This window comes from Vreelandella lionensis (assembly GCF_002087295.1).
GTDB classification, from domain to species: Bacteria; Pseudomonadota; Gammaproteobacteria; order Pseudomonadales; family Halomonadaceae; genus Vreelandella; species Vreelandella lionensis.
The window spans coordinates 1-7,769 of the sequence record NZ_MWVI01000088.1 but is presented as its reverse complement, the minus strand read 5'-3'; the positions used below and the strand labels follow the sequence as shown (position 1 = coordinate 7,769).

Genomic DNA, 7,769 nt, shown 5'->3' with positions numbered 1-7,769 from the left:
GGCGCCGGCTTCACGGATTCAGGGTAATGACAACGATGTGACCATTGTTTTGCGTGTGGGAGGTGATTACGGCGAGTTAGTGAAGGCACTTTAATGGAATAACCCCTAGCGCTCGTTTGAGTGCTAGGGGCATTCTTTGTACCAGCATCATTAAAGTGCTCGGCATCGCTATTTATTTATCGTTATACCGCTTAGTAATAAATTAACTTAAAAATTATTAAATGAGATAGTGGGCTAGGTTATCAGAAGTATTTAGACATATATGCGAAAGATATTAAGATCAGCTTTTGGCCGATGTCTGCAGTCAGCTATGAATTGGCCTCTCCCTCCTCGGGGGCAAAACTACGATCTACATCGTGGGCACTGATAATATTGGCAATGCGGCCTAAGCGGTCAATTCATAGACGAGGCGCCCCACTTCAGGAAGTATCACAGCCGTTGCTCAGCACGTGGAGACGATTTATTTGGCTATTCACTCATTCAAAGCGCTAAGGTTTTATGCGCGGATATAGGCCCAGCCTTTTGCCTGGAGTTCAGCAAGTGTAACCACTGCCGCATCTACCTCAGTGAGGGCACGGGTATTGTCGAGTCCTTGTGCCACAAGGGAGTTGCGGCATAGCCTTAGCATTGGGTCGGTTTTGTCAGGAGTGGTCAGGGCGGCGGCAACAGCGCTAGCATTAGCGACAATCAGTACCTCAGCATCTGGCCGGGCCTTTTGCAAGTTGACGGCATTACGGCGGGCGCGAATCAAAGCCTCGGGCGTGGGCGCGTGAAGCAGCACGTGAAGGGGCGGCATGGGTATCTCCGAGAAAAAACGCGTGATCAGTGGTTGCCGATAATCGTCTCGACACGCTGCACAAGAGGTGCGAATTCGGGATGGTCACGGCGATCATCTAGAGGCATGTCGACTTCAAGGGTCTCAACCACCCGTGCTGGCTGATCCATCTCGCCATTGCCTAGAACCATCACCCGGTCGGCAAGCAGGACGGCTTCCTCTATATCGTGAGTGATAAAGACAATGGCGGCTTCGGTACGTCGACGTAGCTCAACCAACTCCTGTTGAAGTCGGCGCCGAGTGATAGCGTCAAGCGCAGAGAAGGGCTCGTCCATGAACAGCACCCTGGGCTGAACAGCAAGCGCCCGGGCAATGCCGACCCGCTGCTGCTGACCACCCGAGAGCGTATGGGGCCAACGTTCAGCGAATTCATCAAGCCCCACTAGCGCCAGAGGCTCCAAAGCGCGGCGGCGGCGCTCGGCTTTAGAAAGCGAAAGGCCCTCCAAGCCTAATTCCACGTTACCCCGTACTCTGCGCCAAGGAAAAAGCCTTGGTGCCTGAAAAACCATTGACCAGGCGCGAGTGTCTGGTGTGATGGCGGCGGGTATCTCTACTCGTCCCGATTGTGGGGCAAGCAAGCCAGCCAATGCTCGTAGTAGGGTCGACTTTCCAACCCCTGAAGCACCCACAACGGCCACGAACTCCTGAGGGTGAAGTGTCAGATCAACACCGGCCAAGATGGTGGTGCCGTCAAAACCTAGGCTGACGTTCCGCGCGCTGAGCACCGGGTGCATCGTCATGCTAGTGTCGGTCATGATTGCCACCTTAGTAATCTGCGCTGCACTACCATGAACAGGAAGTCGAAGGTTGCGTAGAGGGCGGCGATGGTCAGCATGTAAACCACCACGATATCAGTCGCCAGCAGGCTAGAAGCCTCCATCATACGCTGGCCAATACCAGGGATGCCGAACAGCTCAGCGGCTACCACGGTCATCCAGCCCTGACCGAGTCCGGCACGCAGACCGCTGAGAATACCTGGGGCCGCCGCAGGCAAGCTGACCTTGGTCAGCCGAGCCAGAAAACGCTGCTGACCAAAGGCGCGTGCCACTTCGTCATAGCCAGGATCAATCGAGTGCACAGCGCTGTAGCTGGCGAAGTAATTGATCCAGAAAACGCCAATGCTGATGATGAAGGCGGCTGCAGAAGGATTTATGCCGAACCAAATGATGGCGAAAGGAATCCATGCCAGCGGCGGAATGGGTCGTAGCAATCTAGCAAGCCAGGCATGCGCAGCATTAAACCTGGGCAGCAGCGCAGCCGATATGCCCACGGCAATGCCTAAAGTCGAACCCAGTAACACGCCCACACTGTAGTGGCTAAGGCTTGAGCGCACTACGTCAAACCAGATGCCATCGAGCAGTTCAAGCCACAGTACGCCGGGAATGGATGACGGCAAGGGCACCAAGCTGCCGGGCAACAGCCCACTGCGCAGCGAAAGTTCCCAGAAAAGCAGAAATCCGATGAGCCCCAGTACACTATAGAGAGTGCGTTGGGCGCGAGTCATAACTACCATCATTTGCTGTCACGTTCCGCGATGACGGCGTCATACAAGGACGTATCAAACAGGGCGTCGAGGTCCACAGACTCATTTAAAGAGCCTTGTTCGATCTGAAAGTCATGCATCCGCCGAGTGCCCTCGCGAATGGCGTGAGGATCACTACCGTAATTAGATGAGGGAGAGGCGAGCGCCATTTCTACAGTTTCCAGAGGAATCAATCGCTTGCCGACGAATTCGCGGACATGAGGTGCTGCACTGTTGGGATTTTCAACGAGCATCTCGGTGGCTCGTACATGCAGTGCCATTAACGCCTGCATAGCCTCAGGATGGTCCGCCAGCGCGGCTTCACGAGCAGCCAATACCGCCCCCGGCTGGCCTGGAAGCATGGCATCGGCGCGGGCTACCACGCGGGCCTGATTGTCACGCTGCTGCACGGTGGTGAGAATTGGCTCCAAAATAGAGGCGGCATCTACGGCACCCGCGAGCAGTGCCTGTTGGACACGATCGGCACCCATGGCGACGATCTCAACGGCTTCCAAACCCACACCTAACTGTTCGATCAACCAATAGCGCAGCACGGTATCCGGCACCGAGCCTTGAGGGAACGTGGCGATCTTGGGCTTGCGGCCCTCTGCGGCGGTGAAGCTGGCAATAGCCTGCGCACCATCATCGCCAGCGCGCTCGAAATGGTCCGCTAGTTCGCCACGTGCCACCAGACCGATCTGCTCCTGAATGCTAGAGGCGAGAACCTTGATGGGGACGCCGTTAGCCCGGGCTACCATCGCCGGGCCGATACCGAAATACATAACGTCAAGCTCGCCAGAGGCCAACGCCTGAACCATGGCCGGGCCGCTCGAAAAGCGTGTTAGCTCCAATTCCAGTCCCGCTTCCTCGGTCCAACCCTCTCCTTCCATCACAAACAGTTGGGCGACCGGTAATATCGGCATGTAGCCAACTTCCAGGGTAGTGAGGTGATCATCAGCCTGGCTGGTGGTGCCAACAAATATCGCCGTTAGCATTGCCAAAGGGCGAAGGAAACGGGGCATGGCGATCTCTCCATTGGAAAATGAATGACCATATATCCTATACGATTGCTGCATATAACCAAAACGGTTGTATACGACAAATTCATATACTCATATATTCTTTAAATCCAAGCACGGGATGGTGTCTGTAAGACAATGAATTTGCGGCTTCTCAGAACATTCCTGCTCGTGCTCATGTTCCAGCGAGGTCATGGAGCGATACCGACGTGGACTTAAATGTACAAGGTATCAGCCGGATAGTGGGCTCTTAGATAACGTCGTTGCTGACAGTGATGGCGTTCGTTTAGCAGTGGCACTAGCTGACTGCTCTTGACCGTTTACCGAATAAGAGCGCACATATTGCATTGCTTGGACGATCACCAGCCGGCCAGCGCTGCTCTCACCATAGGCCTTGGTGAGCGTCGCAGCACCTTGCTGACTGGCCAGAATGAAATGGGAAATTGCCTCAAGGTCAGCCTCCTCGCTAAGCTCACCCCGTTGCTGACTCTGATGCAGGGCATCACGTAAACGAGAGTCAAGTGCCCGGAAACACTGGCTAACAGCAGCACGGGTGGTTTCATCATTGTCATGTAGGCCAGCCGCCAAAGTGCCTATCGGACAGCCACGATAACAATGCTCGACTTCCAACTGATCAACGGCGGACAGAAGCCACCGCTCTAACGTATCGAGGCTATCTAGTTCGTGAACTTCCATAGACGCAAAGAGGCGGTGCTCCCACCAAACGGCGACCTCGCAAACGAGTGCATCTTTATTGCGGAAATGCTGGTAGAACTGGCTCTTGCCTGCACCGGCCTGACGCAGGATCTGCTCCAAACCGGTACCATCGACGCCCTGAGCGTGGAAGAGCTCAGCTGCCGACTCGACAATGCGTTGTCGAGTGGCTTCGCCCTTAGCCTTGCGGCCGTGGCCTTGCTGATTATCGACCGACATCAAGAGTTGCCGAGACATTATGTTGCTCCCGCCAAGCGTCCTCATTAGACAAGTTCGCACGTGGCATCAACATAGCGAAGTCCAATGCCGTCAGCGAACGGTTGTTGCGTACCCTGTGTGGCCAGTCGTGATTAGCCAAGGCCGCCTTGCCGATAGCCACAAAGTCGGCCCCTCCCTGAGCGATAATTGCCTCGGCTGCCTGAGGAGCCCCCAATTCACCATTGGCAATCACTGGGATATCAATCAGTTCGCTGGCCAGTGCCGCCAAGCTCTTGTCTGTCCCTTCAAAGGCCGGTGTGAGGGCGTCAAGCTCGGAGAAATGCAAGTAATCGAGCCCCTCGGCTTCTAGGGTGGTCATGATGATGGCGGCCTCCTCACGGCCCGCCCAACGATAGTTCGAGTCGGTAACCTTAATTTGCGACAGACGCATACCCACTAGAAAATCACTGCCCACTGCTTTACGCACAGCCCGTATCACCGCGATAGGAAAGGCCAGCCGCCTTTCGAGGCTGCCACCCCAAGCGTCATCACGGTGATTGAAATACTCAGAGATGAACTGATCGATCAGGTAACCATTGGCTCCGTGGAGCCCGACGCCGTCGAATCCAGCAGCTTGGGCCCGCTGTGCAGCCGCCGCAAAACCGGCGATGGCCTCCTGAATGTCCGCCTCACTCATCGGGCGGGGTGTTGGATAGGGGCCTTCCCCTCCGTAAAATCCAAGCATTTCACCCTTTGGTGCTACTGCAGAGGGAGCTGCCGTGTCCTCGACGAATCGGTTGCCTTGGGTTTGGGCACCACCATGCATTAGCTGTGCCACGAACTTTGCCCCTTCCGTCTGAACAGACTCGACAATCGGTTGCCAAGCCTCCTGCTGCGCTAGATTGGCCTAAACCAGGCTGGTAGTCATACCCCTGACTAAAGCGCTCATCAGTATAGATTCCCTCGCTAATCAGCAGGCTAAAACCGCCGCGGGCAAAATCACGATAGTAATCCCGCATACGCTCAGTGGGACGACCATCAGCTTCAGCGCTTGTGCGGGTCATGGGGGCCAGGATGAGACGGTTGGTCAGATTGAGACCCGATAGCACGCCGGATTTAAACAGGTTTGGATATTGCGAAACGTTAGCCATGTATTAATCTCTCAAAAAAAAGTACCAATCGGTACAATTTAAGAGTTTTTTAAGGTAAGGGACAATCGAAAACACCTATCGACCTGATAAGCTGACGACAAAAAAAGGTGATGCATCGCCGTCGTCTAATCTTTTGCACCACTCATAGATGTTCCCACTCCCACTTGGCAGGCAGCCGGAGTGTCGCTTGCTACGTAACATTGGGGTGACTGACGAATTAAAGCACAGTGTGAAGAACGCAACTTTTCTCATAACAGAAATCAATTAATGCCAGCATTTGATGACTATAGTGACGAAAAAAATAAAGGCAGCTTTAAGGATGGAGCTGCCGACGAGGCAGCTCCATTTGATTCCAGCATTCGCCTATAAATACCCCATTTCCGCAAATGACTTACACCCATCACTCCCTACCACCACATGGTCAATCACCCGTATATCCATCAGCCCCTGGGCTGCCTTTAGACGCTCAGTGATGCGCCTATCTGAGTCACTGGGCTCTAGGTCACACCTGGGGTGGTTATGGATGAGGATTAAAGCGGCGGCATTGTAGGCCAGAGCTGCCTTTAGCGCTTTGCATGGATAGACGCTCGCCGCATCGATAGTGCCGCGAAACAGCTGTTCAAAGCGGATAACACGGTGGTGGCTGTCGAGAAATAGCACGCTGAACACCTCGTGCTCATAGTCCTGCAGCAGTAGCTGTAGGTGCTCAAACGCTTGCGAGGGCTTGGATATCTTGCGGCCTTTGGCGAGTTTGCGGCGTGCGAAGCGCTTGGCCATGGCTATGATGTCAGTTTCCGTGACCGGTGACGTGACTAAGTAGGTGCCTTCCACTTCACCTGCTTTGAATTTGCTATGGGGCATTGATGACCTCCAAAAAATAAAAATGCCGGGGTGGTGGCCCCGGCATCTATGTCGTTAATAGTGAATGAGTGTTGTGGTTAAGCGGATAAGTCACGCAGCCATCACTTGGCTGATGCGCCGTGCCATCTCTTCATGAAAGGCCTCAACCCGCTCGGCAATCGTGCGAATCATGAAGTCATCCCGGTAAGCGCGTTTCACAAACAGCGGCATACCCGGCCAGTAGCTCACAAAGTCGATCCATTCCCGTTCACTGACCCAGAGCCCACCCTGGCATTGGGGCACGTGCTCGTCGGGGATTTCCCCGCTGAGCAGCACCTCGATCTGGAACTTGGGCAGCTTGGTCTTGATCTCCAACAGGCCGTTTTTGGCAATCAGGCTATCCGGTGAATAGCCCACGTTGTGGTTGAGAATCAGGCCCACTTCTTTAGGCTTCGGTGAGCCGGTCATATCGCGATACAGCGAGCGGGCGACGCTCTCTAGCTCCTGCCCCCACTTGGTATGGGCATTGCCTTGAAACGGCTCAGCCAGCTCACCGGTCATACGCTCGCCGATCAACTGGTGCATGTAAGTGATGGCCCCAGTACCCAACCCACCGGGGCCTTTACCATTTACCAGCAATGCCTTGAGTTCTGACATGGTGACGCGCCCAAGTCGCGCCGCCAGCCACTCTGGCGAGCCTTGTGGCATGGTGGGTATCTGCATACACGCCTCCTGTGGCGATGAGTGAACAGGCTGAGCGCTATTTCACGGCTCGTTTGTTGAGGGTTGCACGGGGTTTGTCGAAATCCGCCTGAGGCACCTGAACCGCTGTGCTGTATTTGCCGCTGAACCACTCTTGGGTAGTGGCTGGGCATTGGCTGATCAAACGCTGAATCTGCCCCGCCTGGAAGGCGGTGCCCCTCTTCACCACCGTTCGTGTGCTGGTCTGGCCATTATCGTCTTGCCCCCGAGTGGTGATGTTGAGCAAGGCGCACATCACATAGTGCTTGCCGTAGCTGGTAGACGTTCCAAATGCCTGAACTGCATTCTTGTTACCGCTCATGTCCGCAGGCAATAGCATGCTGGTCTCTTCCCGGTGGCCGTCCTTATGCATCAGCACGCCCGTCACTTGGATACCGCGTTCCTGGGTCTGAATACGGAAGCTCACCGCAAAGCCGTGTTTTTGCAGGATGGGCCTCACGCTATCGACAATGTCTTCCAGCGTTGCATAGCAGCTGTTGTTGGTTTGCCCACGCTCTTCAATGCTGGGCAGCTCGGTCTGCATCGCCGCCATAGCAGCGCTGTAGGCCATCATGGCCTGGCGATCCATCACGCGTTCCTGCATTTGCAGCAGGCGCTCCATCTTGTCGATATCGACATCGGGGTTGAGGGCAGCTCGCTCAATCACTTGGATAATGGCGGTGCTATCAGCCGTCAGATGCGCTTCTAGCGCCGCTGAGTTTGGGGAGTGCTGAGCATTGGCGGCTGCT

The 7,769-nt window shown here is 55.0% G+C and carries 8 protein-coding genes and 2 pseudogenes; all 10 read right to left on the bottom strand.

Going from position 1 to position 7,769, the window contains the following annotated elements; genetic code table 11:
* Positions 1-496: 496 nt before the first annotated feature.
* Positions 497-796, bottom strand: coding sequence for a hypothetical protein (locus B4967_RS13230; protein ID WP_083025695.1), 300 nt, complete (start codon positions 794-796; stop codon positions 497-499).
* 26 nt (positions 797-822) lie between these two features.
* Positions 823-1,590, bottom strand: coding sequence for an ABC transporter ATP-binding protein (locus tag B4967_RS13225; RefSeq protein ID WP_083025693.1), 768 nt, complete (start codon positions 1,588-1,590; stop codon positions 823-825).
* On the bottom strand, positions 1,587-2,339 hold the full coding sequence (locus B4967_RS13220; protein WP_083025698.1) for an ABC transporter permease: 753 nt from the start codon (positions 2,337-2,339) through the stop codon (positions 1,587-1,589). The genes B4967_RS13225 and B4967_RS13220 overlap by 4 nt, the downstream gene beginning before the upstream one ends.
* Before the next feature lie 8 nt (positions 2,340-2,347).
* Positions 2,348-3,379, bottom strand: coding sequence for an ABC transporter substrate-binding protein (locus B4967_RS13215; RefSeq protein WP_083025692.1), 1,032 nt, complete (start codon positions 3,377-3,379; stop codon positions 2,348-2,350).
* A 228-nt stretch (positions 3,380-3,607) separates the two neighbouring features.
* Positions 3,608-4,327 (bottom strand): TetR/AcrR family transcriptional regulator, encoded by a 720-nt coding sequence (locus tag B4967_RS13210; protein WP_161491524.1) that lies wholly within the window; start codon positions 4,325-4,327, stop codon positions 3,608-3,610.
* Positions 4,296-5,171, bottom strand: a pseudogene (locus B4967_RS13205) (oxidoreductase); the annotation flags it as partial. The gene B4967_RS13210 and the pseudogene B4967_RS13205, both read right to left, overlap by 32 nt.
* A 25-nt stretch (positions 5,172-5,196) precedes the next feature.
* A pseudogene (locus B4967_RS21400) lies at positions 5,197-5,439 on the bottom strand (oxidoreductase); the annotation flags it as partial.
* Between the two features lie 363 nt (positions 5,440-5,802).
* Positions 5,803-6,300, bottom strand: coding sequence for a RadC family protein (gene radC / locus B4967_RS13200; protein ID WP_083025688.1), 498 nt, complete (start codon positions 6,298-6,300; stop codon positions 5,803-5,805).
* A gap of 90 nt (positions 6,301-6,390) precedes the next feature.
* A complete protein-coding gene (locus B4967_RS13195; protein WP_083025686.1) occupies positions 6,391-7,002 on the bottom strand; it encodes a lambda exonuclease family protein in 612 nt (203 codons plus the stop codon).
* Between the two features lie 37 nt (positions 7,003-7,039).
* Positions 7,040-7,769, bottom strand: a 730-nt coding sequence (locus B4967_RS13190) for an ERF family protein (RefSeq protein ID WP_340638776.1), incomplete at its 5' end; no start/stop codon positions are given.